The following is a 22,524-nucleotide window of genomic DNA, read 5'->3' as shown; positions in this document are numbered from 1 at the left end:
CGCCGGCATGTCGCTGGCGCTGAAAGTCGCGCTCGGCCCGCTGCTGTTTGCGCAGGCGCTGCGCACGCGCCGGCGGCTGCCGAAGCTGCCCGAAGCCGATGGCCCGCGCAGCGGCGCCGTCGGTCGCGGCCGCGCACTGTCGCTGCTGGTGCTCGGCGATTCGTCGGCCGCCGGCGTCGGCGTCGAGACGCAGGAGCAGGCGCTTGCAATGCAGCTGGCGCGCTCGCTCGCGGCACGCGCGAAGCGCCGCGTGCAGTGGCAACTGCGCGCGCGCTCGGGCGTGACGACGGCGCAGGCGATGGCGCTGCTTCAGGAAGCGCCGCTTCATCCTGCCGAGGTCGCGGTGATCGTCACCGGCGTCAACGACGTCACCGACCAGGTGCCGCCTGAGCGCGCGATTGCCGCGCGCGAGGCCTTGTGCCGCGCGCTGCGCGATGCGCACGGTGTTCGGCACCTGGTTCTGACGCCGGTGCCGCCGATGCAGCGCTTCGCCGGGCTGCCGCAGCCGCTGCGCTGGATTGCCGGCCGCGACGCCGCGGCGCATGATCGGGCGCTGGCGGTCTGGGCCTCGGTGCAGCACGACGTGAGCCATCTGCCGTTCGACCTGCCGCTCGATGCCGCGCTGCTGGCGCGAGACGGTTTTCACCCCGGTGCCGAGGTGTACCGGGCCTGGGGGCAGGCGCTGGCCGAGCACATTGCCGGCCAGGTGCTGCCCCGACTCTCGATGACATGAGGAGACTCGCATGAAACAACAACGCAGCCTGAAGGGCCAGACCCTGTTCATCAGCGGCGCGTCGCGCGGCATCGGCCTGGCGATCGCCAAGCGCGCTGCGCAGGACGGCGCCAACATCGTGCTGGTGGCCAAGACCACCGAGCCGAACCCGAAGCTGCCCGGCACGCTGTACAGCGCCGCCGCCGAGATCGAAGCCGCCGGCGGCCAGGCGCTGGCGGTGCAGACCGACATCCGCGACGAAGACGCGGTGGCGCGCGCAGTGGCTGCGGGCATCGAGCGCTTCGGCGGCATCGACATCCTGGTCAACAACGCGAGCGCGATCAACCTGACGCCGACGGCCGCGACGCCGATGAAGCGCTTCGACCTGATGATGGGCGTCAATGCGCGCGGCACCTATTGCTGCACGCAGGCCGCCCTGCCGGCATTGATCAAGGCGGGGCAGGCGGGGCGCAATCCGCATGTGCTGAACATGTCGCCACCGCTGTCGATGAAGGACCACTGGTTCGCGCCGCACGTGGCCTACACGATGGCCAAGTACGGCATGAGCATGTGCACGCTGGGCCATGCGCGCGAATTCAGGAAGCACGGCATCGCGGTGAACAGCCTGTGGCCGCGCACGGCGATCGCCACCGCCGCGCTGCAGATGATTCCCGGCGTCGATACCAACAAGTGCCGTGTGCCGGAGATCCTGTCGGATGCCGCGTACCTGATCCTGACCAGCGACGCCAAGTCGACCAGCGGCAACTTCTTCATCGACGACGAGCTGCTCGCCAAGCACGGCATCACCGATCTCGATCGTTACGCGGTCGTGCCCGGCACCACCGACTTCATCCCCGACTTCTTCATCGACTGATGAAGGCCGCCGCGCTCCTGTGCGCAGCCGCGGCGCTGTCCGGCTGCGCGACGCTGTCGGACAAGGAGTGCCGCCGCGCCGACTGGCGCGCGATCGGCCAGAGCGACGGCGTGGCGGGCTGGGGGATCAGCCGTCTCGACGAGCATGCCAAGGCCTGCCGCGAGGTTGGCGTGGTGCCCGATCCCACGGCGTATGCGCGCGGTCGCGAGCAGGGGCTGCAGAGTTATTGCCAGCCGCAGGTCGGCCGCACGAAAGGCGCCGACGGCGCGAGTTACTACGGCGTGTGCAGCGGGCCGGCCGAAGCGGCGTTCATGCGTGGCTACCAGGTCGGCAAGCAGATCCACGACCTGAAGAAGCTGCAGGACAGCAACCGGCGGCAGCGCAAGGAGCTGACCGACCAGCTGGCGAAGAAGGACATCAAGGAAGACGAGAGCAAGCGCATCCGGCGCGACCTCGAGCGCCTGGACCACGACGACCGGCGGCTGCAGCGGCTGGTCGAGCAGGCGTACCAGATTCCGCTGTAATTCCTAACGCGTCGGCAACGCGGCCAGCGCGCAATCCACGAAGGCCTCGGCCGCCGGTGACAGCGCGCGCCCCTTCAGCGTGGCGATCGACACGCCGCTGATCAGCGGCGGCTCCAGCGGCACGAAGCGCACGCCGGCACGTTCGAGTACCGCCTTCGTGTGCGACGGGCACAGCGCCAGCCCGAGGCCCGCTTCGACCAGCCCGATCGCGGTGCCGAGGTAGGCCACTTCGTACTCCGGCCGCGGCGCGCAGCCGGTCTGCGCCAGCGCGTGCTCGACCAGATCGCGGAACGCACTGTCGCGGCTCAACAGGATCAGTGGCTCGCCCTGCAGCTCCGCCAGGCCCAGCGCGCTGCGCGCAGAGAAGGCATGCGCCTGCGGCACCGCGACACCGACCCGGCCGCTGCGCAACAGCCGCAGCGCGATGTCCTCGCTCACCGGCCCGAAGTGGCCGATCGCCAGCTCGGCCTCGCCCGATCGCACGCTGCGCAGGTTCTCCACGGCCAGGCGGTCGTGCACGCGGATCAACAGGTTCGGATGGTGGCGCTTCAGTGCGGCGCAGACGCCGGGAACGAAGCTCGCCGCCAGCAGCGGCGTCGCGGCCACGGTGAGGCTGCCGCGGTGTTTCGATTGCAGCTCGCGCACCGCGTCGACGCCGCTTTCCAGGTCATGCAGCACGCGCTCGGCGACTGGCAGCAGCTCGCGCCCGGCAGCGTTGATGTCGACGCTGCGGGTCGTGCGGTCGAAGAGGCGCGAGCCGATCTCCGCCTCGAAGTCGCGCACCAGCGCGCTCAACGTCGATTGCGTCACATGCAGCTGCGCCGCGGCGGCCGTGAAGCTGTGGGTATGCGCCAGCGCGACGAAGGCGCGCAGCTGGCGCAGCGTGACGCTGACGCGCGACGACGGCACGGTGCCGAAGGTCGGGGCGGGGGGAGGGGGCGGGTCGGGAGTCATCGGGCGGCTCCTGCTGGCGGTTGCCGCTGCGGTTGTCTCATCGCGGCGGCTGCTCGCCCGCGGTAGTTCTACGTAGCGCCCGTGATTCAGTGGTCGGGCCGATGGATTGAGCGGGCTTTATCGTTTGTACCGCGCGCCGCGGGCGTGTCCACTGGCGGCATTGCCATTCCCGCCCCCGCCATGACCCACGACACTGCCGCCCGCGCTCCGCTGAAGGTTGCCCTGATCGGGCTCGGCGCCATCGGCACCGCGCTGTGCGAGGTGCTGGCCGAGCCGCCGCGCAAGGTCGCGCTGCTCGGCGCGCTGGTGACGCAGCACCCCGGGGCCGCGACGACCAGCGCGCTGCCGATGTGGACCTCGCTCGATGCCCTGCTGGACGCCAGGCCGGAGGTCGTCGCCGAGTGCGCCGGCCACCACGCGGTGGCGGCCCACGGCGAGCGAATCCTCGTGGCCGGCTGCGACCTGCTGCTGGCCTCGGTCGGCGCGCTGGCCGATGAGGCGCTCCATCGACGGCTGCTGCGCGCTGCCGAGCGTGGCGGTGCGCGTCTGCTGCTCACTTCAGGCGCTATCGGCGGACTCGACATCCTGGCCGCCGCGCAGCGCTGCGGCCTGCACCGGGTTCAGCTGCGCAGCAGCAAGCCGCCCGCGGCATGGCGCGGCACGATCGCCGAGGCGCGCGTCGACCTCGATGCGCTGAAGGCCCCGGTGGTGCTGTTCAGCGGCAGCGCGCGCGAAGCGGCCACGCTGTATCCGAAGAATGCCAACGTCGCCGCGACGATCGCGCTGGCCACGCTGGGCTGGGACCACACGGTGGTCGAGCTGGTCGCCAACCCGGGATTGCAGGCCAACGTGCACCAGGTGGATGCCGACGGCGTCGGTGGGCGCATCTCGATCCGCATCGAAGGCAGCGCGTCGAGCAATTCGCGGACATCGATGCTGACGGCGTACAGCCTGGCCAATGCGCTGCTGGACAAAGCGCCCAGGTGACGCTGTGTCTCCGCACTTCGCTTGCGTAGGTCGGCTCACGACCCTGAGTAGTCATCGGCTGCCCTGATCTCTCTGCGCGCGCGCTCCTTGCAATCCGCAGGTGCGGGCGATATAGTGAACCACATGGTTCAGTATACAGGTACCCACCTCGATGCCTCTTTCGCCGCGCTGTCGGACGTTACCCGACGTGGCGTTCTGGAGCAGCTAGTGCGCGCTGACGCTTCCATCACGGACCTGGCCGAGAAGTTCCGCATGACCCTCACGGGCATGAAGAAGCACGTCGGCGTGTTGGAGCAGGCGGGGCTCGTCACCACCGAAAAGGTCGGGCGCGTGCGGACCTGCAAGCTGGGTCTGCGTCGACTCGAGGAAGAGGCGATGTGGATCGAGAGGTACCGCCAGCTCTGGGAGGCACGCTTCGACGAGCTGGACAAGGTTGTCGAAGGATTGAAACGCAAGGAGAAAGTCGATGGACGCAGGAAGAAGTAGTCAGCCAAGCTCCCTGAAGAATCGAATGTCGGTGGAGCGGAAGTCCGAGCGTGAGCTCGTCGTTACGCGAACCATCAACGCCCCGCCGCGCCTCGTGTTCGAGGCGTGGACCAAGGCCGAGCTGTTTCAACGCTGGTGGGTTCCGAAGTCGTTGGGCCTGACGCTGCTTTCCTGTGAGCTCGACGTTCGCGTGGGCGGTGCGTACCGCCTCGTGTTCCGCCACCCTGCCGCCCCAGAGCCCATGGCGTTCCACGGCAGGTACCTGGAAGTGACACCGCCGTCGCGTCTCGTCTGGACCAATGAAGAAGCGGGCGGCAACGGGCAGATCACCACGGTCACGCTCGAGGAAAGAGCTGGGCAGACGCTGCTCGTCGTGCACGAGCTCTATCCCTCGAAGGAAGCGCTCGACGAAGACATCGGCTCCGGGAGCACGAGTTGGAACGACGAGACGTTCGACCAACTTGACGAGCTTCTCGGCTCGGCAACCGACATGGAGTAACTCATGCCAGCACTCGGGCGCCTGCAATGGCGGTAGAAGTCCCGGCTCCGGCATCAAAGGGAACTGGCTGCAAGCGGTCACAGAACCGAGGCGACTACAGCCGGATGCGCAACCCCGCACGGCCGATCGCCCCGGCCGCGGCGACGATCAGCGCGGCATAGACCGCCATCGCCAGCATGCCCCCGAGCCCCGTGCGCCAGGCCGCCGGCCACGACAGCCCGAGCAGCGTCATCGCCGCCAGGATCACATACGGCAGCAGGTAGGTCACGAGCGGATTCGAGGCCGCCGGCTCGACCAGCCGCATCCAGCCGCCGCGGCCCGCCTGCACGAGCGCATGCAGCGCCAGGTACAGCAGCACGCAGATCGCGGCGCACAGCAGGCACCAGCTCGGCGTCGCGTGGATCTTCGAGATGCCGAAGGCCGGCCGCAGCGCGAGGCCGGCGATCAGCAGCAGCAGCGCCCAGGCCAACGCGTCGAGCAAACGCCGTTGCGGTGGTGCGGCGCGCCGCTCGTCGTGCAGGATCAGCGCGCAGACCACGCCGCACAAGACGATGGATGCGTGCGCCGCATGGGCCGATTGGCCGAGCAGCGCGCGTGCGACCGGTCCTCCGGGGCCCAGGCGGTCGAGCACCACGAAGGCCGTGCAGGCCGCCGTCAGCGCGATCAACACGCCGAGCCGGCCGCGGGCGGCGAGGTAGAGCACGCAGGCCAGCGCATAGGCCCAGCCGATCAGACCGAGGATGCCCCACCACTGCGGCGCGAGCCCGTCGCGGCCTTCGGGTCCGCCGCGGTACAGCAGCGCCAGCGCCAGCAGCAGTGCCCAGCCGGCGGCGCGCAGCGCCGCCCGCAGCAGCGTCGACCCGCCACGCCAGTCGCCCCACACCAGCACCACCGCCGCGAAGAACAGCAGCGACCAGCCCGCGATCGGCAGCGCCATCGACTCGGCGTGATGGCCGCTCTCGGCATTGACCATGAACAGACCCATCAGCACCAGCGCCAGCGTGCGCTCGCCGATGTGGCGCGCCAGTGGCAGCGGGCCGTCGCCCGCCTGCAGCCGGCGCTGCAGCGCGAACGGGATCGACAGCCCGACGATGAACAGGAACGCCGGGAACACGATGTCCGGAAAGCTCATCGCGTCGGCATGGGCCGGCATGTGCTTCCACCAGTGGCTGATGTCGGAAACACCCGCCAGTTCGTTGACCCACACCATCACGACGAAGGTCAGCCCGCGCAACGCGTCGATCGCCGCGTTGCGCTGCTGCGGCAGCGCGGGCCAGGCCGCCGGCTCAGATCGATACGCGGACACCGAGGAAATATTGGCGGCCATTGGTGTAGAAGGCGCGCGGCTGATCCCGGTTGTCGCCGAAGTACTTCAGCGTCGGGTTGTTCAGGTTCAGCGCGTCGAAGGCGATCGTGACGTTGTCGTTGATCTTGTAGTTCAGCGATGCGGCGAGGTAGCCCACGGCATCGGCGTATTGCGTCGTCGAGCGGTCCAGGCCGACCAGGTAGGCCGAGCGGTAGGTGTAGGCCAGGCGCGCGCTGAAACGATCGTCCTCGTAGTAGCCCTCGAGGTTCCAGGTGTCCTTCGATGAGCCGACCAGCCCATCGCCCTTCGAATCCTTGCCGCTGGTGTAGGTGTAGTTCGCGACGATGCCGAAGTTGCCGAACAGGGGTTGCTGGTAGCCCAGCTCGACGCCCTTGTTCTTCGCGCGGATGTTGATTGGCGAGGTGATCGTGTATTCGGTGATCGCGTTCTGGTTGCTGGCGTCGGGCAGCATCGCCTTGCGCGTGCCGAAGGCCAGGTAGGACGAGAAGTCCATGTGGAAGAGGGCGGCCGACAGAACAGCCTTTGGCGCGAAATACCACTCGATCGACGCGTCCAGGTTGCGCGAGCGCACCGGTTTGAGATCCACGTTGCCGCCGTGGCCCGAGTGCGTCAGGTTGTCCAGGCTGGTGATCGCGCCGGCGAGCGCGCTGTAGTCGACGCGCGTCATCGTCTTGGCGGCCGAGAAGCGGGCCACCAGGTCCTTGCCCAGCTCCAGGCGCAGGTTGGCGCTGGGCAGCACGTCGTCGTAGCTGCGCTCGTCGTGGATGCGGGTGAAGGGGCCGAAGGTCGGCGATTCGACCGGGTTCGGGCCTTCGGGGATGTTGAAGTCGGTGGCCTGCTTCGTACGCACGAAGCGCAGGCCGACGTTGCCGCGCCACTTGTCACCGGCCAGGTTCAGCATCGCGTAGGCGGCGGCGGTCTTTTCGCCGACGGCGAATTCGCCAGGCCAGTAGTTCTCGGTCGGCACGGTGTTGGTCTTGACCGCCTGCTCGACGGTGTGCGGCGGCAGGCGCCACAGGTTGCGCAGGAAGGCGTCGCCGCCACCGAAGCCGCGGCCGAAGTTTGCTGGGTACATCGTGCCGTCCCACTGCGCATTGCCCGGGCAGGCGCCGGTCTCGACCGTCTCGGCGCCCCAGCCGCAGCCGCCGTTGTTCGGGTAGCGCACCTGGCGCTTGTGGTCGGTGAAGCGCACGCCGAACTTGGCCGAGTCGAGCACGCCCTTGTCGATCGCCCATTCGGCATCGGCCTGCGCGTAACTCTCCTTGTCGACCACGCGCACGATCGAATACCACATGCCGAACAGCGACGACTCATGGAAGTCGGCGGTGTTCATGCCGGGGAACGAGACGATGGTCGGCGAGCTCATGCCGTTCATCGCGAAGTTCAGGCCCGCATGGCTGGAAAGGTAGGACTCGTAGCCCAGGTCGCCCGGCGTGTCGCCGAGGCCGCGCGTGTGGCCGGCCTTGCCGGTGATCGTCAGGTGGTCGCTGGCGCGGTACTTGCCGTTGACGTCGAGGTACCAGCTCTCGCTGGCGGCGCCGGGGCGGTACATGCTGTCGGTGAAGCCGACCTGGGTGCCGTGGGCGTTCGGGAACTGCGCGGCCACCAGCGTGCCGTTGCGCACCACCGGGTTGCTCGGGATGTCCTCGCTCGCCAGCAGGTTCTCGACGCTCGCCAGGTAGCTGTGGTCGTAGTTCGTCGCATCCATGTGCGAGAAGAAGCCGTTGACATCGAGCGTCAGCGCGTTCGTCGGCTTCCACTCGATGTCGAACAGGCCGCCCTTGCGCACGCGCTTCTGCGTGAACAGGTTGTGGTTGATCAGCAGCGGGTACTGCACGCCGGCCAGCTGCGGATGCGCTTCGACCACCGGGTTGGGCCGCGTCAGCGGCTCGCCGTGCTCGTCGTGCATTTGCTCGCCGTGCTCGTCGGTCAGCGGCAGCCGGGCCTCGATGTGGCCATAGCCCAGGAATTCCTGCGCATCGCGGCGCTCGTAGCGCGTCTCGGAAAAGACCTGGAAGGTCGCGCCGAAGGTGCTGTTCTGGTTCTTCCAGTTGAACAGCGCGCTGATCTGCGGTGCCGACTTGCGCGGCAGGTCGGCGTAGAAGCCCTGGACCGTCGCTTCGGCGGTGAAGGGCTTCGTGAAGCTCAGCGGCCGGCGCGTCTCGATGTCGATCGAGCCGGCGGTGCCGCCTTCGGGCAGGTCGGCCTGCGAGCTCTTGAAGACGGTGACCTTGCTGACGATTTCCGAAGGCAGCAGCGCGTAGCTGACGCTGCGGCCCATCGCCTCGGTCTGGCTCAGCACGAACCAGTCGCCGGTGCCGACCGCGTGGCCGTTGATCAGCGTCTGCGTCAGGCTGGGGCTGGTGCCGCGGATGCTGACGCGGTCGTTCTCCGAAAAGCCGCCTTCGCCACCGGCCATCGAGCTGATGTTGACGCCGGGAATGCGCTGCACCGCGTCGGCCACGTTCTTGTCCGGCAGCTTGCCCAGGTCTTCGGCGGTGATCACGTCGACGATGCCGTCGGCATTGCGCTTCTGGTTCAGCGACTGCTCGCGCGACGCGCGGATGCCGGTGACGATCACCGTGCTGGCCGGTTCGCTGGCTTTCGCGGCCGGCGCCGCCGCCGCGGTCTGCGCCTGGGCTGTGCCCAGTGCGCACAACAGTGCCGCAGCCGCGATCGGGGTCAAGGTCGACTTCATGCGCTCTCCTCCATACCAATAGGCTTGGGTCGGCATTGAACCGCTGCGCGGCCGCGACCGCCATCCAAGGATGTACCGCGCGGCATCGGTAGATCTACCGGGGTGCGGCGGTAAATCCCAGGCTTGCCGTGGCGCCGCGACTGGCCTGAAATGCTGGACCATGCGCTTGCTCCCTTTCTTCGCCCTGACCGCCGCCCTGCTGGCCGCTGCACCGGTGCGCGCCGCGGAGCTGAACCTGTGGGTGATGTCGACCACCGAGCAGCCGCAGCAGGACATGCGCGAGCTGCTGCGTCCCTACCTCGCCGGCAAGCCCGACCTGCGGATCAACGTCACGGTGCTGAACTGGGAATCGGCCTGGGCCAAGATCACCGCTGCCGCGGCCTCGGGCCAGGGCCCGGACGTGATCGAGCTCGGCACGACCTGGGTCGCGGCGATCTCGTCGATGGGCGCGCTCGAGCGCCTGAGCGACGCGCAGCAGGCGCAGGTCGGCGGCGCGAAGGCCTTCTTCCCGGTGATGTGGGGCACCACGCACCGCGCAGACGACAGCAAGGTCTACGCGATTCCCTGGTATGCCGATGCGCGTGCGGCGTTCTACCGCAGCGACGTGTTCAAGGCCGCCGGCGTCGACCCGCGCGACGCCTTCGCCAACTGGGGCAGCTTCAAGCAGGCGATGCAGAAGATCAACGGCACCGAGATCGGCGGCAAGAAGGTCGCCGCGCTCGGTTATCCGGGGAAGAACGACTGGAACGTCGTGCACAACCTGGCGCCGTGGATCTGGAATGCCGGCGGCGACTTCCTCTCAGCCGACCGCAAGCGCGCGGCGATCAACTCGACCGAGGCGGTGCAGGCGATCGTCTACTACACCGGCTTCGCCGCCGAGGGGCTGGTGCCGAAGGGCGCGCTGGAGAAGGACTCGACGCAGATCGAGTCGGGCTTCTTCAACGGCCAGTACGCGGTGATCTTCAGCGGCCCGTGGATCCTGAAGCAGCTGAAGACGCCGAAGGCCAAGGGCGGCCAGCTCGAATCGCTGACCGCGCGCAACTTCGGCATCGCGCCGTACCCGGCGGGCCTGAAAGGCCACCAGACCTTCTTCTCCGGCTCCGACCTCGCGGTCATGAAGTCGTCGAAGCACAAGGCCGAGGCCTGGCAGCTGCTGGCCTACCTCACCAGCCGCGAGGCGCAGGTCGGATTCAGCAAGGCCTCGGGCATGCTGCCCGCGCGGCTCGACGCGGCGCAGGACCCGCAGCTCACCGCCGATCCGCACTACGCGCTGTTCCTCGACCAGGTGCGCAACGGCCGCCACTATCCGTCGGTGCCGGGCTGGGGGCCGCTCGAGTCGGTGTACCTGAAGAACCTCGGCCAGATGTTCGACATCGTCGGCGGCGTGCGCGGCAAGTATTCGCCGCTGGCGATCAAGCAGGCGATGGATGCGGCCGCGTCCGAGGCCGATCAGGTGCTGGCCGAGACGCGGTAGTGCCGTGATCGTGAAACGGCGGCGCTTCGACGCCTTTCCGTATCTGCTGCTGCTGCCGGCGCTGCTGATGATGGCGGCGGTCAACGGGCTGCCGATCGTGCAGGGCTTCTGGATGTCGCTGCTGAAGCTCAACCAGTTCACGCTGGGCCAGTACCTGGACGCGCCTTTTGTCGGTTGGGACAACTACCGCCGCGTGCTGTTCGATCCGGCCAACCCCTTGCGTGCCGGCTTCGCGATCGCGTTGCGCAACACGGTGCTTTTCACCGTGGTGGTCTCGACGCTGTCGATCGGCATCGGACTGGGCATGGCGATGCTGCTGCAGCGCAACTTCCCGGGCCGCGCGCTGGCGCGCACACTGCTGCTGCTGCCATGGATCGTGCCGAGCTACGTTGTCGGCATGTTGTGGGGCCAGCTGTGGCAGCGCGACACCGGGCTGATCAACACCGTGCTGGTCGACTGGCTGCACCTGGTCGACGAGCGGCCGTTCTGGCTGATCGGCAGCAACGCGTTCTGGGCCATCGTCATCCCGACCGTCTGGCGCGGCTGGCCGCTGCTGATGCTGGTGTTCGGCGCCGCGCTGCAGGCCTTGCCGGAGGAGCCCTACGAGGCGGCGACGATCGACGGCGTCAGCCGCTGGCAGCAGTTCCTGCACATCACGCTGCCGCTGTTGAAGCCGGTGATCCTGATCCAGCTGATGTTCCAGATCATCGACAACCTGTACTCGTACAACATCGTCTCGATGATGTTCGGCCACGGCGCCGGCTACCCCGGCGAATGGGCCGACCTGCTGCTGCCGCTGCTGACGCGGCAATCGTTCAGCTACTGGCTGTTCGGCCAGGGCGCGGCCGTGTCCTTCGTGCTGATGGCGCTGATGCTGCTGTTCGTCGGGCTGTGGCTGAAGGGCTTCCGCAGGAGCCTGGTCGATGCGTACTGAGCGCTGGCTTGGGTCTGCGTTGACGACGCTCACCTGGGTGCTCGTCGCGCTGACCCTGTCGCCGATCGGATGGATGCTGTGGGCCTCGCTGAAGAGCGGCAGCGAGCTCTCGGGCGGCGCGTCCGAGCCCGGCGCGGCGCTGCGCTGGCGCAACTATGTCGAGATCTGGACGCAGGTCGACTTCGGCGCCTTCCTGCTCAACAGCCTGGTGATCTGCGGCGTGGCCACGCTGATCGCCACCGGCTGCGCGCTGTGCGCCGCCTACGCGCTGGCGCGGCTGCGTTTTCGCGGCAGCGACGGCGTGTCCGTGGCGATCACGCTGACGCAGGTGGTGCCCGGCATGCTGTTCTTCCTGCCGTTGTACATGCTGTACCGCGCACTCGGCGAGCGCTGGGGCCTGCCGATGCTCGACACGCGGCACGGCCTGGTGTTCCTCTACGTCGCGCTGTTCACGCCGGCCAGCATCTGGATCATGCGCGGCTTCTTCGTCGGCATCCCGCGCGAGCTCGAGGACGCCGCGGTGATCGACGGCTGCTCGCGCTTCGGCGCGCTGTGGCGCATCGTGCTGCCGCTGTGCGGGCCCGGCATCATCGCCACCGCCACCTTCGTCTTCCTGCTGGCCTGGGACGAGCTCTTCTTCGCCTGGGTGCTGACCAGCTCCACCAGCGTGCAGCCGCTGCCGGTCGGCATCCGGCTCTTCGTCAGCCAGTTCCACCAGCGCCTCGACCTGCTGATGGCCGCCGGCATCGTCTCGACCTTGCCGATGCTGCTGGTGTTCTTCGCCGGCCAGCGCTGGTTCATCAAGGGCCTGACCGCCGGTGCGGTGAAAGGATGATCGGATGGCAGCGCTGCGTCTGAGCGGGATCAGCAAGCACTACGGCCGCGGCGCGCAGGCCGTGGCCGCGCTCGACACGGTGGACCTGCAGATCGACGATGGCGAGCTGGTGGTCTTCGTCGGTCCGTCGGGCTCGGGCAAGTCGACCTTGCTGCGCGTGCTGGCGGGGCTCGACGAGCCGACCGCCGGCGAGATCCACATCGGCGAGCGCCGCGCCGACACGCTGCCGCCGGCGCAGCGCGGCATCGCGATGGTCTTCCAGTCGTATGCGCTGTACCCGCACATGAACGTCTACGACAACATGGCGTTCGCGCTGCGCCGCGGCGGGGTCGCGAAGGACGAGGTCACACGCCGCGTCGGGCGTGCGGCGGAGATCCTGCAGCTCGATCCGCTGCTGCAGCGGCTGCCCCGCGCACTGTCCGGCGGACAGCGCCAGCGCGTGGCGATCGGCCGCGCGATCGTTCGTGAGCCGGCGGTGTTCCTGTTCGACGAGCCGCTGTCGAACCTGGATGCCGCGCTGCGCCAGGCGATGCGCGTCGAGATCGCCCGCCTGCACCAGCGCCTGGGCGCGACGATGGTCTACGTCACGCACGACCAGGTCGAGGCGATGACGCTGGCCGACCGCATCGTCGTCTTCGATGCCGGCCGCGTGCAGCAGGTCGGCACGCCGGCGGCGCTGTACGAGACGCCGGCCAACCTGTTCGTCGCCGGCTTCCTCGGCGCGCCGCAGATCAACCGCCTGGCCGGGCGGCTGCTGGCGGCCGGCGCGACCGGCGCGGAGATCGAGGTCGCCGGCCTCGGCCGGCTGCAGCTGCCGGTGGATGCGCGGCGCGCCGCGGCCGGCAGCGCACTGACGCTGGGGCTGCGGCCGGAACACTTGCAGCTGCGACCGGGGTCCGGGTCGGGTCAGGTGCAACTGCTCGAATACCTGGGCGATCACCGGCTGGCCTACGTGGAGCTCCCAGGTCTGGGCGAACCGCTGTGCGCCAAAGTGAGCGGCCATGGGCCTTCTCTGCGAACCGGCGAATCCGTCGCCGTCGACATCGCGACGGGGCACGGCTTGCTGTTCGACGCGTGCGGCGATGCCTTTCCGGGCTTGAAGTGAAATCAATACGGTCCTTGTCGCTCAACCGAGCGTCGCCTCGCGACCCTGTGCAGTCGTCGGCGCCGTATCGCGCATGCACAGACCGAGCGAGCCAAGGCCACGGGGTACCCGCTGCCGCTCGTGTCCCCCGGTCGCTGCGCTCCCTCCTCCTCTTACCTCGCTGCAGCGGGCACCCCATGTCCTTGGCAACGGCACCACGGTGGCGTGCGAAGAATCAATTCCAGGGCCGCGCCGGATCAGGACGGCAGGGTGCCCTGTGGAGCGAAGTAAGAGGAGGAGGGAGCGGAGCGACCGGGGGACACGAGCGCAACAGGGCACCCTGGCGGCCTGATCTCGCTGAGTCTTCAATCGCAATGGCAGCAACGGGGCGAAACCAGTCGCTCGACAGCGAGCGGTTCAAGGCGTCGCGCTGCTGACGATCGCTCTGGAAACGACCGCAATGAAACTACTGCACAACCACCTCGGCTTCGAAGCCGCCGGTCCGAAGGTCGCGCTGTTGCAGGCCGATGCGCCGATCGAGCCGCGGCTCTTCGCCCTCGTGCCGTCCGCCGGCGGTGCGCCGGTGTTCGAGGGCCGCCTGGCACCGCTCGCACCGGTGCCCGGCTGGCAAGGGCGGCACTACGCCGCGGCGGACTTCTCGGCGTTGCAAGCAGTCGGCGACTACGGGCTGCAGTTGGGCGAGGGCGCGTCGCTCGTCGCCGCGCCGCTGACCATCCGCGCCGAAGTCTTCGACGAGTCGCTGCAATCGGACCTCGTCCACTACTTCAAGTCGCAGCGCTGCAGCGGCATCTTCGACGCCGCCGACCGCTCGTGCCCGGTGTTCGGCAGCGAGCAGCGCGTCGACGTGCATGGCGGCTGGTACGACGCGTCCGGCGATGCGTCGAAGTACCTGTCGCACCTGTCGTACGCCAACTTCATGAACCCGCAGCAGACGCCGCAGGTGGTGTGGAACCTGATCGCCGGGCTGCAGCAGGGCGGGGCGGTGGCGCCGTGGCTGGCCGAGCGCACCGTCGACGAAGCGCTGCACGGGGCCGACTTCCTCTGCCGCATGCAGCACGACGACAGCTGGTTCTACATGACGGTGTTCGACCGCTGGACCAAGGATGTCACGCAGCGGCGCCTGTGCAGCTACACCACGCAGCAGGGGCACTTGTTCGCCAGCTACCAGGCGGGCTTCCGCCAGGGCGGCGGCTGCGCGATCGCTGCGCTGGCGCGCGCGAGCACCTTGCCGCGCGACGGCGAATTCCCGCGCAGCCACTGCCTCGCCGCCGCGCAGCGCGGCTTTGCGCACCTGCAGCAGCACAACGCGGCCTACCTCGACGACGGCCGCGAGAACATCCTCGACGACTATTGCGCGCTGCTCGCCGCCTGCGAGCTGTGGTCGGCCACCTGCGACGAGCGCTACCACCGCGCGGCGACCGATCGCGCGCACCGCCTGATCGCACGCCAGCATGCCGACGGCTGGTTCTGGGCCGACGACGATCGCACGCGCAGCTACTTCCACGCCGTCGACGCCGGGCTGCCGCTGGTCGCGCTGCTGCGCTACCTCGACCTGGCGCCCGACGACGTCGCGGTGCGTGACGGCGTGCGCCGCGCGCTGCGGCACGAGTTGCGCATCACCAACGACGGCGCCGGCAACCCGTTCGGCTACCCGCGCCAGTGGGTGCAGGCGCCGGGCGAGCCGGGCCGCGCGCAGTTCTTCATCCCGCATCACAACGACAGCGGCTACTGGTGGCAGGGCGAGAACGCGCGGCTCGGGTCGCTCGCCGCCGCTGCGTTGGCTGCCGAACGGCGCTTCGGTGAAGACGCGTCCTTGAGAAGTTATGCACGCTCGGCTCTCGACTGGATCTTCGGCCGCAACCCCTTCGACACCTGCATGATGCAAGGCCGCGGCCGCGGCCATCCGCACTACGAACCCGGCTACTGGAACGCGCCCGGCGGCGTCTGCAACGGCATCACCGCCGGCCTCGACGATGAGGCCGACATCGACTTCCGCGCCCCGCACGAGACGACGCCGATGCATTCGTGGCGCTGGCGCGAGCAGTGGCTGCCGCACGGCGCGTGGCTGTTCCTTGCGCTGGCGTGGTGGCGGGCGCGCTGAGATGTCTGCCCCCAGCTCACTTCGTTCGCGGCCCCCAAGCAACTGTGTTCGGCGTCAAGCGGTGACTCCGTGAAGGTCGGGGTTCCAAGGCTTGCCGCTGCGAGCCATGGCGTTGAGGATGCGCAGGAGCTTGTGCGAACAGGCCGTCATGGCGACCTTCTTGGGCTTGCCGGCGGTGAGCAGGCGTTGGTAGAAGGGCCTGATGACGGGGTTGAAGCGCACGGCACTGAGCGTGGCCATGTGAAGAGCGCAGCGCACGATGCTGCGCCCGCCCCAGATGCTGCGCTTGCCGCGCGAGCTGCCCGAATCGTTGTTCAGCGGCGCCAGGCCGGCCAGCTTGGCCGCGCGGGCGTTGCTGATCTGGCCCAACTCGGGCATGAAGGCCACGATCGCCGCGCAGGTGTTGGGGCCAATGCCCTTGATGTGCTCGAAGCGCTTGTCCAACTCTTTGAAGTGCTGGTCCAGATGCGTTCCGATCTCCTTGTCCAGCGCGTCGATCTGCTCGTTCAGGGTCTTGATCACTGCATCGATGCTCTTGCGCAGCACCCGCATTGGACCTTGGCGCCGGTTCGTCTCGGCCACGCGCATGTCCATCAGCTGTCTGCGACGCAACACCATCGCCTGCAAGGCTTCGAGATGTGCCGGCGCCGGCGCCACCTGCACCCCGGCCTGATCGGCCTTGTGCGCCAGGGTGTGCGCGTAGTGCGCAAGCGCCAACGCGTCGATGGCGTCGGTCTTGGCCAGGTGCCCCATGCTGCGTGCGAACTCGCGCGCGGCGCGTGGGTTCACCACCGCCACGGGCAGGCCAGCGTCCAGCAGCAGGCTTGCCAGGGCATGCTCCAGGCCTCCGGTGGCCTCGATGACGATCAGACCTACTCGGTGCTCTCGCAGATCCGCCAGCAAGGCCACGAAGCCGGCCGGCTCGTTGGTCACGCTCTGGGTGGATCGCGCACCGTGCACGCCCCACTCGAAGCGAGCCTTGGCCATGTCAATGCCGATGTAGTCCAGGTGCCGACCATCGGGATCGGATTCACGAGCCGCGTCCGTCATAGCCCATCCTTGCAACATGCGAAGTCCATTCGGGTAACTGTTCGGGCTTGGCAACGAACGCAAGAGCGTGCACGCCCAACTGCTTGGGGACGAGTTGCGAGCTCAAAGGGGCGACGGGCTGTGCACACACCTGCGAAACCAATACCGGGCGTGCCGACCTCGGTGCGGAGCGCTATGGATTTGTGGACGATGCGGCTGGCGCCGCACCGCCGGGCTTGCCGTGGACAACGCTGCGCGTTGCCCACCGCGCCCGCCTTCGCCCACAAGCTCCACAGCGCTCCACTACGACAGATCAACGTAAAGCCAGCATACAAGGGGCGCTCAGTCGCCTTGGGAGCGGCCCGACGCCGACTGATGTGCTCACCCCGGCGTGCGCAGCGGCTTCGGCGGTGCCTGCGGCAGCGCCGGCGCATCCGGATCGATGCGTTCGGCCTCGGCGATCACCTGCGCGCCGAAGAGCAGCAGGATGCCCGCCACTTCGAGCGTCAGCAGCACCGCGATCGCGGTCGTGAAGGAGCCGTAGACGCGGCCGATCTGCGACAGCGTCTCGAAGTACCAGACCAGCGCGTGGCGCGACAGCTCCCACAGCAGGGTCGCGATCAACCCGCCGAGCAGTGCATGGCGCAGCGACAGGGGGCCGACCGGCATCACCAGGTAGATGGAAGTGATCACCAGCACTTCGCCGGCGAGGCCGAGCAGGTAGAGCATCACGCCCGACAGGCCGCCGAACGACAGCGCGCGGCCGAGCACATGCCACTCGCGCTCGCCGAAGTTCTGCAAGCCGGTGGCGACGATGGTCACCACCAGCATGCCGATGCCCAGGCACAGGACATAGACGTAGGGCAGCGCCGCCGACACCAGCGCATGGCGGCGGCGGATGGCGACGCGGTGCCGGAAGATGATCGACATCGCGTTCTCCAGTGCGGTGAAGGCGAGGGTGCTGAAGAACAGCATCGTCGCCAGCAGCAGCCAGCCCAGCGTGCCACGGTGCGCGTGGAAGGTCTGCAGCTCGGCGACGATGGCGTCGGATTGCCCCGGCAGCAGCCAGGCAAGGTAACGCTCGAGCGCGGCGAAGACCGGCGCTTCGCCGAGCAGCCCGCTCAACACCGACACCGCCAGCACCAGCATCGGCACGATCGACACCAGCGCGTAGTACGCCACGCCGCCGGCCAACAGGAAGCCCTGGTTGGCGCGAAACGCGCGCAGCACCTGCGCTGCGAATCGCAGCGGGTGCCGCGCGATGTGGTGCAGCTCGCGGGGCCCAAGGCCGCGCGGCCCAGGGCCGGCCGGGGGCAGCCAGGCCCGGGGAGTGCTCACTTCGCGATGGACTTGGCGCCCATCAGCGCGAGTGCGAGCACGACGACAAAGGCGATCGCAAACAGCACGAACAGGATCTTGGCGATGCCGGCGGCGCCGGCGGCGATGCCGGTGAAGCCGAACAGCGCGGCGACCAGGGAGATCAACCCGAAGATGATGGCCCACTTCAACATGGCAGCAACCTTTCGTTTGCCTCGGTGGTGCGGCGCGGAACCGGATGTTCCGACCGACCTGGCAGTGCCACTGGAGCAAGCGATGTGCGCGCGCGGCGTCGGCGCCGGCGAGGGCAGGGTGTAGGACGGTACGCCGCGGTGCCGGCGGCCGGGATCGACGAGTCAGGTCGCGTCGAGCAGGGTCAATTGAGAGGATGCAAGCAGGCGCTTGAAGTCCCGGTCGAAGCTGGCCAGGCGTTCGCCGGACTGGACGACGGCAGCGGCCAGCCATGCATCGGGCAGATGATTGCCGCCGAGCGTGTGGTCGATGCAGAGCTGGCGCAGGCGGGGCCATTCCGGTCCGAGCACGGCCATCTCCACCCCCGGCACTGCGAGCACTGCATCGATGAAGCCGACTGCGTCGGCAGTCGGCGTCGGCTGGACGAAGATGCGCGGGCTCGTCACCAGGCGCAAGAAGCTCGCTGCGACCATCGGCATCAGCCTGAAGCTGGCGCCCTGTGCACATTCGGCCAGCGCGGATTCGAGCCAGGCGCGTGCGGCGCGGTGATGCGGGTGATCACTGCGAGACGCTGCGACCATCACGTTGACGTCAGGCGTCATCGTCGGCCTCGAGCGCGGCCAGCAGCGACTGGTTGCTCGTGGGGTCGATGCCGGTGACCAGGCCGCCGCGGCCACGGTAGACCGGCAGCCGCGGCTTTGTCGCGGGCGGCAGCTGGCGGACATCGCGCAGCCGCAGTCTCAATCCCTCTTCGATCAGCCGCGTCAGCGTGGTGCGCTGCTGCGCGGCGAGCGCCTTGGCGCTGGCCAGCAGTCCGTCGTCGATGTCGAGTGTCGTCTTCATCGCGAAATCATACAGATTTCTGTATTCATTGCGGCTGCTGCCAGGCGCTGGCCGGCACGTCACGCAGCTTGGCGGCGAGCTCCATGCCGGTGCGCACGTTGAACTTGTGGCAGATGCGCAGCCGGTGCGCCTCGACGGTCTTGGTGCTGATCTGCAGGTGGTCGGCGATCTGCTTGCTGAGGTAGCCGCCGACCAGCTCGGTGAGCACTTCTCGCTCGCGCGGCGTCAGCGCGGCGATGTCGCGCAGTAGCGCGGCCTTGCTGGCGAATGCGGCGCGCGCATCGCGGTCGGCGGCGATCGCGCGGCCGATGGCGTCGAGCAGGCTGCGCGGATCGGCCGGCTTTTCGAGGAAATCGGCGGCGCCCTGCTTCAGCGCCTGCACGACCATCGGGATGTCGCCGTGGCCGGTCAGGAACAGCACCGGCGGCAGGTATCGGGCCGTGTCGCGCACGCGGCGGCGCAGTTCGTCGAACAGCTCCAGCCCGCTCATGCCGGGGATGCGCACGTCGAGCAGCAGGCAGGCGAAGACGCCGATGTCGGGCGCGGCCAGCAGGTCGGCCGCGCGTTCGAATTCGCGCGCCGCCCAGCCGCGCGTGTCGAGCAGCATCGCCAGCGAGCGGCGCACGGCGGGATCGTCATCGACGATGGCGATCAACGGGTCGGCGGGCGGCATGGGCGTACTCATCGGTGGATCATCGCGCAAGCGATTCGGTGGCCAGTACGGTGGTGCTGCGCGGCAGCCGGAACGCGAGGCGCGCGCCACCGCCCTCGCGGGCTTCGGCCCACAGGCGGCCGCCGTGGCTCTCGATCACCGTGCGGCAGATCGCCAGGCCCAGGCCCATGCCGTCGGACTTGGTCGTGTAGAAGGGTTGGAACAGCGGCGCGGCATCGGCGAAGCCCGGGCCGCGGTCCTCGATGGTCACGGTGACGGCCTCGTCGCCGTCGGCCTCGATGCGCACGCTCACCGCATCGGCCGGCGGCGGCGCCGGCAGCGTGGCCACCGCTTCGAGCGCGTTGCGCAGCAGGTTGAACAGCACCTGCTCGATCATCACGCCGTCGCCATCGATGCGCAATTCATCGTCGTCGGCGATCACCCGCACCGGCACCTGCAGCCGCTCGGCCAGCGGCGCCAGCAGCGCGAGCGGCTCGGTCAGCAGGTCGCCGACGCGGTGCGGCCGGTGCTCGACCGCGCGCTTGTGGATAAAGCTGCGCAGGCTGTGGATGATGCGGCCGGCGCGGTGCGCTTCTTCGCCGAGGCGGGCGACGGCGTCCTGCACCGTCGGCAGCCGCGGCGGCGATTGGGCCAGGCCGCTGTCGGCCACCGCCGCGTAGTTGGCGATCGCTGCCAGCGGCTGGTTCAGCTCGTGCGCGATGCCGGAGGCGAATTCGGCCAGGCTGGCGAGCCGCGCGGTGTGCTGCAGCAGCGCATCGCGCTCACGCGCGATGTGAGCGGCCGTGCGTTCGGCGGTGGTGTCGTAGAGCGAGACCATCCAGCCCTTCGGCGCGCTCGCGCCGTCGGCCAGTGGCGAGACGAAGAGCCGGGCCCAGAACAGGCTGCCGTCGGCGCGCTGCAGCTCCAGGGGCTGGCCGTCGGCCGGGCTCGCGCCGGCCAGCATCGCCGCATGCTGCGCGGCGCAGTCGGCCTCGCGTTGCGCGGGCCAGAACGGGAACGGCGCGCCGGCGCCGACCAGCGTCTCGGCCGCCAGCCCGAGCATGCGGCCGAGCGCCCGGTTGGCGTAGATGATGCGGCCCGCGCGGTCGAAGGCCATCAGCCCGGTCGGCAGCGAGTTCTCCATCGCCTCGCGAAAGCGCAGCGCGTCCTGCAGCGCCTGCTGTGCCGCCTGACGCTCGCGCAGCCAGCGCTGCAGCAGGCGCAACAGCACGATGACCAGCAGCGCGAACAGCAGCAGCGCCAGCACCAGCGCGCCGAGCAGGGCGGTGGTGTGGGCCGGCGCGTGCGGGCTGGCCCACAGCGCGAGCCCGCTGTCGGCGGGTCCGAAGTTCAGTTTGGTGACGGTGTCGATGCGCTCCGGCAGCGCGCCGTCGCGCGGCGACAGGCGCTTGTTGTGGCGGTCGACCAGGCTCAGCTCGTAGCGCTGCACGAACCACCACGGCACTTCCTGCTCGAGCAGGCGATCGAGGTCGTACAGGGCCAGCACGGTGCCGTGCTCGCCGGCCTCGTCGGCGATCGGCACGGCCAGTGCCCACAGCGGCGCGCCTTGTTCGATCACGCGGCTGTATTCGGGGCGTTCGAGCGAGCGCGCGCGTTCGATCGCACCGGTCACCAGCGGGTCGGTGAGCGGCGGCAGCGTGGCGGGGCGCTCGTCGCCGTAGTGCGGCAGGCCGGTGATGCGCCTGCCGTGGCGATCGAGCAGCTCGACCGCCAGCAGCGCCAGGTTGTCGCGCATCAGGCCGCCTGAGCGGGTGATGAATTCGGCGATGGCGTCGCGGTTTGTCGGTGGCGCGAGGTCATGCGCCCAGTTGGCGAGCAGCCGCTGGTTGGTGGTCAGCGTCTGCTGCACGGTCTGTTCGAGCCACAGGAAATCGAGCGCCGCGCGCCGGTCCTGCGCCTCCCGCTGGTCGGCATACCAGAGCCAGCCGAGCACGGTGGCGCCGACCAGGCCGAGCATCAGCACCAGCGACGCGAGCAGCCAGGGCCAGCGGCTGTACAGCAGGCGCTCGCGGCGCGGCACGGCCGGGGTCATCGCAGCGCCCAGTCGGCTGCGCCTTGCAGCCCGGCGTCGGCGCCGAGCTCGGCGGGCACGAGCTGCATTCGGTACATCGGCGGCAGCGCGTCCAGCGCCTGCTGCAGCCGCGCCAGGGTGCCGCTGCGCAAGCCGAGGCCGCCGCCGATCGCGCAGCGGCGGACGCCGAGCAGCACGGCCAGGTCGGCGAGCTTCAGCGCCAGCGCGGTGGTGCCTTCGCGCCACGCGGCGTCGGCGCGCACATCGCCCGCTTCGGCGGCATCGCAGAGCGCCGCGGCGCTGCCGAAGCCCAACGCCAACGCGCGCCGCGTCAGCGCGGTGCCGGAGGCGATGTCCTCCAGCGTCGTCCGGCCACCGTCGGCCAGGGTCTCGCCGAGCTCGGCATCGAAGCCGTTGCCGGCACGGTGGAGCCGGCCGTCGAGCACCAGGCCGGCGCCGACGCCGGTCGACACGGTGACGAACAGGAACTCGCGGCAGCCGCGGCCGGCGCCGAAGCGGTGTTCGCCCCAGGCGGCGGCGCGCGCGTCGTTGATCACCGTGACCGGCCGGTCCAGCCGCTCGCGCAGGGCCCGGGCAAGCGGGAAGCCGGTCCAGCCGCGAAAGACCGCGCCGTTGTGCATCGTGACCCGATCGTCATCGACCACCAGCCCGGCGATCGCGACGCCGACCGGCACCGCCGGCGGCGTGCGCAACGGCGCCAGCAGCTGCAGCAACGCATCGATCACCGCGTCCGGCCCCGCCAGGCCCGGCGTCGGGACTGCCGCGCGCCAGCCGATGCGGCCGTCGTCGATCAGCGCGGCCCGGCTGTGCGTGCCGCCGATGTCCAGCGCGATGACGGGGCTCACGCGAATGCAGGGGCGGGGAGTGGTCGACCCGCCATTGGACCGGAGCCCGGTCCGCCGCCGCAACGCGGAAATCTACCCGTGAC

The 22,524-nt window shown here is 69.4% G+C and carries 22 protein-coding genes; 11 read left to right on the top strand and 11 right to left on the bottom strand.

Annotated elements, in window-relative coordinates:
• Positions 1 to 7 precede the first annotated feature (7 nt).
• Genes HLB44_RS31785 through HLB44_RS31775 form a run of 3 tightly spaced genes read left to right on the top strand, consistent with a single transcriptional unit; the run spans position 8 to position 2,110 of the window.
• Positions 8 to 733 (top strand): SGNH/GDSL hydrolase family protein, encoded by a 726-nt coding sequence (locus tag HLB44_RS31785; protein ID WP_173133053.1) that lies wholly within the window; start codon positions 8 to 10, stop codon positions 731 to 733.
• 10 nt (positions 734 to 743) lie between these two features.
• Positions 744 to 1,586 carry an SDR family oxidoreductase gene (locus HLB44_RS31780; RefSeq protein ID WP_173133050.1) on the top strand — a complete coding sequence of 281 codons (843 nt, stop codon included), beginning with the start codon at positions 744 to 746 and terminating at the stop codon, positions 1,584 to 1,586.
• Positions 1,586 to 2,110, top strand: coding sequence for a DUF2799 domain-containing protein (locus HLB44_RS31775; protein WP_173133047.1), 525 nt, complete (start codon positions 1,586 to 1,588; stop codon positions 2,108 to 2,110). Before HLB44_RS31780 ends, HLB44_RS31775 begins: the two co-directional genes overlap by 1 nt.
• 3 nt (positions 2,111 to 2,113) lie before the next feature.
• Here HLB44_RS31775 and HLB44_RS31770 read toward each other — a convergent pair whose 3' ends face one another.
• Positions 2,114 to 3,064 (bottom strand): LysR family transcriptional regulator, encoded by a 951-nt coding sequence (locus HLB44_RS31770; protein WP_173133045.1) that lies wholly within the window; start codon positions 3,062 to 3,064, stop codon positions 2,114 to 2,116.
• Positions 3,065 to 3,244: 180 nt separating this feature from the next.
• On the opposite strand from HLB44_RS31770, the gene HLB44_RS31765 reads away from it, so the two are divergent.
• The 3 genes from HLB44_RS31765 (at position 3,245) to HLB44_RS31755 (ending at position 5,036) form a co-directional block, all read left to right on the top strand.
• Positions 3,245 to 4,051, top strand: a complete 807-nt coding sequence (locus HLB44_RS31765; protein ID WP_173133043.1) for an aspartate dehydrogenase — start codon at positions 3,245 to 3,247, stop codon at positions 4,049 to 4,051.
• 123 nt (positions 4,052 to 4,174) lie between these two features.
• Positions 4,175 to 4,537 carry an ArsR/SmtB family transcription factor gene (locus HLB44_RS31760; RefSeq protein WP_173133041.1) on the top strand — a complete coding sequence of 121 codons (363 nt, stop codon included), beginning with the start codon at positions 4,175 to 4,177 and terminating at the stop codon, positions 4,535 to 4,537.
• Positions 4,518 to 5,036 (top strand): SRPBCC family protein, encoded by a 519-nt coding sequence (locus tag HLB44_RS31755; protein ID WP_173133038.1) that lies wholly within the window; start codon positions 4,518 to 4,520, stop codon positions 5,034 to 5,036. The genes HLB44_RS31760 and HLB44_RS31755 overlap by 20 nt, the downstream gene beginning before the upstream one ends.
• 94 nt (positions 5,037 to 5,130) lie before the next feature.
• Here HLB44_RS31755 and HLB44_RS31750 read toward each other — a convergent pair whose 3' ends face one another.
• Together HLB44_RS31750 and HLB44_RS31745 are read right to left on the bottom strand one after the other, a co-directional pair.
• Positions 5,131 to 6,342 carry a DUF5009 domain-containing protein gene (locus HLB44_RS31750; protein ID WP_173133035.1) on the bottom strand — a complete coding sequence of 404 codons (1,212 nt, stop codon included), beginning with the start codon at positions 6,340 to 6,342 and terminating at the stop codon, positions 5,131 to 5,133.
• Positions 6,323 to 9,061 carry a TonB-dependent receptor gene (locus HLB44_RS31745; RefSeq protein ID WP_173133032.1) on the bottom strand — a complete coding sequence of 913 codons (2,739 nt, stop codon included), beginning with the start codon at positions 9,059 to 9,061 and terminating at the stop codon, positions 6,323 to 6,325. The genes HLB44_RS31750 and HLB44_RS31745 overlap by 20 nt, the downstream gene beginning before the upstream one ends.
• A 160-nt stretch (positions 9,062 to 9,221) precedes the next feature.
• Between HLB44_RS31745 and HLB44_RS31740 the strand changes: the two genes are divergently transcribed.
• The 5 genes from HLB44_RS31740 to HLB44_RS31720 all read left to right on the top strand — a co-directional run bounded on the left by HLB44_RS31740 (position 9,222) and on the right by HLB44_RS31720 (position 15,510).
• Positions 9,222 to 10,535 (top strand): extracellular solute-binding protein, encoded by a 1,314-nt coding sequence (locus tag HLB44_RS31740; RefSeq protein ID WP_173133029.1) that lies wholly within the window; start codon positions 9,222 to 9,224, stop codon positions 10,533 to 10,535.
• A gap of 10 nt (positions 10,536 to 10,545) precedes the next feature.
• Complete coding sequence (locus HLB44_RS31735; RefSeq protein ID WP_217283880.1) at positions 10,546 to 11,469, top strand: carbohydrate ABC transporter permease; 924 nt, start codon at positions 10,546 to 10,548, stop codon at positions 11,467 to 11,469.
• Positions 11,459 to 12,304: a carbohydrate ABC transporter permease gene (locus HLB44_RS31730; protein ID WP_173133023.1), complete on the top strand. Its 846-nt coding sequence runs from the start codon at positions 11,459 to 11,461 to the stop codon at positions 12,302 to 12,304. Before HLB44_RS31735 ends, HLB44_RS31730 begins: the two co-directional genes overlap by 11 nt.
• A gap of 4 nt (positions 12,305 to 12,308) precedes the next feature.
• Complete coding sequence (locus HLB44_RS31725; protein ID WP_173132993.1) at positions 12,309 to 13,409, top strand: ABC transporter ATP-binding protein; 1,101 nt, start codon at positions 12,309 to 12,311, stop codon at positions 13,407 to 13,409.
• Positions 13,410 to 13,848: 439 nt separating this feature from the next.
• A complete protein-coding gene (locus tag HLB44_RS31720; protein ID WP_173132978.1) occupies positions 13,849 to 15,510 on the top strand; it encodes a glycoside hydrolase family 9 protein in 1,662 nt (553 codons plus the stop codon).
• 54 nt (positions 15,511 to 15,564) lie between these two features.
• On the opposite strand, the gene HLB44_RS31715 is transcribed toward HLB44_RS31720, so the two are convergent.
• The 8 genes from HLB44_RS31715 to HLB44_RS31680 all read right to left on the bottom strand — a co-directional run bounded on the left by HLB44_RS31715 (position 15,565) and on the right by HLB44_RS31680 (position 22,441).
• Positions 15,565 to 16,560 carry an IS110 family RNA-guided transposase gene (locus HLB44_RS31715; RefSeq protein ID WP_173132975.1) on the bottom strand — a complete coding sequence of 332 codons (996 nt, stop codon included), beginning with the start codon at positions 16,558 to 16,560 and terminating at the stop codon, positions 15,565 to 15,567.
• Positions 16,561 to 16,920: 360 nt separating this feature from the next.
• Positions 16,921 to 17,856, bottom strand: a complete 936-nt coding sequence (locus HLB44_RS31710; RefSeq protein ID WP_217283887.1) for a YihY/virulence factor BrkB family protein — start codon at positions 17,854 to 17,856, stop codon at positions 16,921 to 16,923.
• Positions 17,857 to 17,873: 17 nt separating this feature from the next.
• On the bottom strand, positions 17,874 to 18,050 hold the full coding sequence (locus tag HLB44_RS31705; protein WP_173132972.1) for a DUF1328 domain-containing protein: 177 nt from the start codon (positions 18,048 to 18,050) through the stop codon (positions 17,874 to 17,876).
• Between the two features lie 162 nt (positions 18,051 to 18,212).
• Complete coding sequence (locus tag HLB44_RS31700) at positions 18,213 to 18,650, bottom strand: TA system VapC family ribonuclease toxin (RefSeq protein WP_173132969.1); 438 nt, start codon at positions 18,648 to 18,650, stop codon at positions 18,213 to 18,215.
• Entirely contained in the window at positions 18,640 to 18,891 is a 252-nt protein-coding gene (locus HLB44_RS31695; protein WP_173132967.1) for a DUF2191 domain-containing protein, read from the bottom strand. Before HLB44_RS31695 ends, HLB44_RS31700 begins: the two co-directional genes overlap by 11 nt.
• A gap of 25 nt (positions 18,892 to 18,916) precedes the next feature.
• Complete coding sequence (locus tag HLB44_RS31690; RefSeq protein WP_217283879.1) at positions 18,917 to 19,576, bottom strand: response regulator transcription factor; 660 nt, start codon at positions 19,574 to 19,576, stop codon at positions 18,917 to 18,919.
• A 7-nt stretch (positions 19,577 to 19,583) separates the two neighbouring features.
• Positions 19,584 to 21,596, bottom strand: coding sequence for a sensor histidine kinase (locus tag HLB44_RS31685; RefSeq protein ID WP_173132964.1), 2,013 nt, complete (start codon positions 21,594 to 21,596; stop codon positions 19,584 to 19,586).
• The gene (locus HLB44_RS31680; RefSeq protein WP_217283878.1) at positions 21,593 to 22,441 is read right to left on the bottom strand and encodes an ROK family protein; all 849 of its coding nucleotides are present in this window, start codon (positions 22,439 to 22,441) and stop codon (positions 21,593 to 21,595) included. The genes HLB44_RS31685 and HLB44_RS31680 overlap by 4 nt, the downstream gene beginning before the upstream one ends.
• Positions 22,442 to 22,524 lie beyond the last annotated feature (83 nt).

Origin of the sequence: Pseudaquabacterium terrae, from assembly GCF_013266755.1 — a bacterium.
GTDB lineage: Bacteria > Pseudomonadota > Gammaproteobacteria > Burkholderiales > Burkholderiaceae_C > Pseudaquabacterium > Pseudaquabacterium terrae.
This window is presented reverse-complemented; position numbering and strand designations above follow the sequence as displayed.